Annotated in this window: 2 protein-coding genes; both read right to left on the reverse strand. The window is 67.7% G+C overall.

All coding sequences use genetic code 11. The annotated features are described in order from the left end of the window. A partial coding sequence (locus G205_RS20260) for a nucleotidyltransferase family protein (protein ID WP_009359674.1) occupies positions 1–428 on the reverse strand: 428 nt, incomplete at its 3' end. 77 nt (positions 429–505) lie between these two features. After that, on the reverse strand, positions 506–2,090 hold a 1,585-nt coding region (locus G205_RS20265; protein WP_009359675.1), incomplete at its 5' end, for a transketolase-like TK C-terminal-containing protein.

The raw sequence follows: 2,090 nt of genomic DNA on the forward strand, positions 1-2,090 counted from the left end.
TGCCTGGGGCGGTAGGCGGCCGCGGTGATCCGGCCGGGCCGGTGGGAGGCGAGAAGCCTGCCCACCGTTGCCGGGGTCAGGCCGGGCTGGTCCACGAGGGCGATGAGCAGGTGGTCCCCGGGGTCCGCTTCCATGTCACCGAGCAGGAACGAGCTGCCCATGCCCGTGCGCCAGTCCTGGTTGACGATGACCCGGTAGCGGTCCAGCTTGGCCGCGGCCGCGACGTCCGGTGCGCCCGCTCCGAGGACCACCACCACCTCGCGGCAGCCGCCGTCGAGGAGGTTTCCGGCGATCGCCTCCACCAGCGGCCGGCCGCGGTAGGGGAGCAATGCCTTGGGGCCCAGCCCGAGCCGGGTCCCCGCCCCGGCGGCCAGGACGATGCCCGTCGCCGGCCGTTCCAGATCGCTGTCTGCCCCCGTCTTCTCCATAGGTGAACCCTAACCAAACAATGGCAGCCGGGTAGTCTCCCCCCGGAAACTGACCCGGCCGCCGGTCTTTGCGGAAATCAGGCCTCGCCGCCGGCCCCGCCGGTGGTTCCGGCGTTCACGTCCAGCAGCTTGTAGCGGTCCATCGCGTACGACGGCGCCGCCTCCTCCACTTCGCCCCTGGCCGCCAGCATCTGCAGGGCTTTGACCACGATGGAGTGGGTGTCGTTCTTGAAGAAGCGGCGGGCTGCGGCGCGGGTGTCCGAGAAGCCGAAGCCGTCGGCGCCCAGCGAAGCGAACTGGTGCGGCAGGAATTGCCGGATCTGGTCCGGAACGGCTTTCATGTAGTCCGAGACTGCGACGACAGGCCCGGTGGCACCCTCAAGCTGACGGGTGACGAAGGGGACCCGGGCGGGCTGTTCGGGGTTGAGGAAGGCTTCCTCTTCGGCGGCGAGGCCGTCGCGGCGGAGTTCGTTCCAGGAGGTGACGGACCAGACGTCGGCGGAGACTGACCAGTCTTCGGCGAGGATCCGCTGGGCTTCGAGGGCCCAGGGGACGGAGACGCCGGAGGCCAGGAGCTGGGTTTTTGGTCCCTTTACGTCGGAGGAGGACAGGCGGTAGATGCCCTTGATGACGCCCTCGACGTCGAGTTCCTCGGGTTCGGCGGGCTGGACGATGGGCTCGTTGTACACGGTGAGGTAGTACATGAGGTTCTTGTCCGTGCTGTCCGGGCCGTACATCCGCTCGAGGCCGTCACGGATGATGTGGCCCATTTCGTAGCCGTAGGCGGGGTCGTAGGTGACCACGGCCGGGTTGGTGGAGGCGAGCAGCGGGGAGTGGCCGTCGGCGTGCTGGAGGCCTTCGCCGGTGAGGGTGGTCCGGCCTGCGGTGGCGCCGATGATGAAGCCGCGGGTCATTTGGTCCGCGGCTGCCCAGAAGGCGTCGCCGGTGCGCTGGAAGCCGAACATGGAGTAGAACACGTAGACCGGGACCAGTGGCACGCCGTGGGTGGCGTAGGCGGTGCCGGCGGCGGTGAAGGCTGCCACGGCGCCGGCTTCGTTGATGCCGGGGTGGATCAGCTGGCCGGCGGGGGATTCCTTGTAGGCCAGGACCAGGTCACGGTCCACGGACAGGTAGTTCTGGCCGCCCGGGTTGTAGATCTTCGCGGTCGGGAAGAAGGCATCCATGCCGAACGTGCGGGATTCGTCGGGAACGATGGGCACCAGCCGGTGGCCGAACTTCTTGTCGCGGAGCAGGTCCTTCAGGAGCCTGACGAACGCCATGGTGGTGGCTGCCTGCTGCTTGCCCGAGCCGCGCCTGGCCACCTCATAGGACTTGGGATCCGGCAGGTCAACAGCCTGGTGGTGCGAACGCCGTTCCGGAGTGAAGCCGCCCAGTTCCCGGCGGCGGTCCAGCAGGTAGGCGATCTCGGGTGCGTCCGCCCCTGGGTGGAAGTAGGGAGGCCGGTACGGGTCTTCCTCGAGGCGGGCATCGGAGATGGGAATGCGCAGGTAATCCCGGAATTCCTTCAAATCCTGGAGCGTGAGTTTTTTCATCTGGTGGGTGGCGTTGCGGCCTTCGAAGTGGGGTCCGAGTCCGTAGCCCTTGACGGTTTTGGCGAGGATGACGGTGGGTTTGCCCTTGAATTCGGTGGCTGCCTTGTAT

Origin of the sequence: Arthrobacter nitrophenolicus (assembly GCF_000332815.1) — a bacterium.
Lineage (GTDB): Bacteria > Actinomycetota > Actinomycetes > Actinomycetales > Micrococcaceae > Arthrobacter > Arthrobacter nitrophenolicus.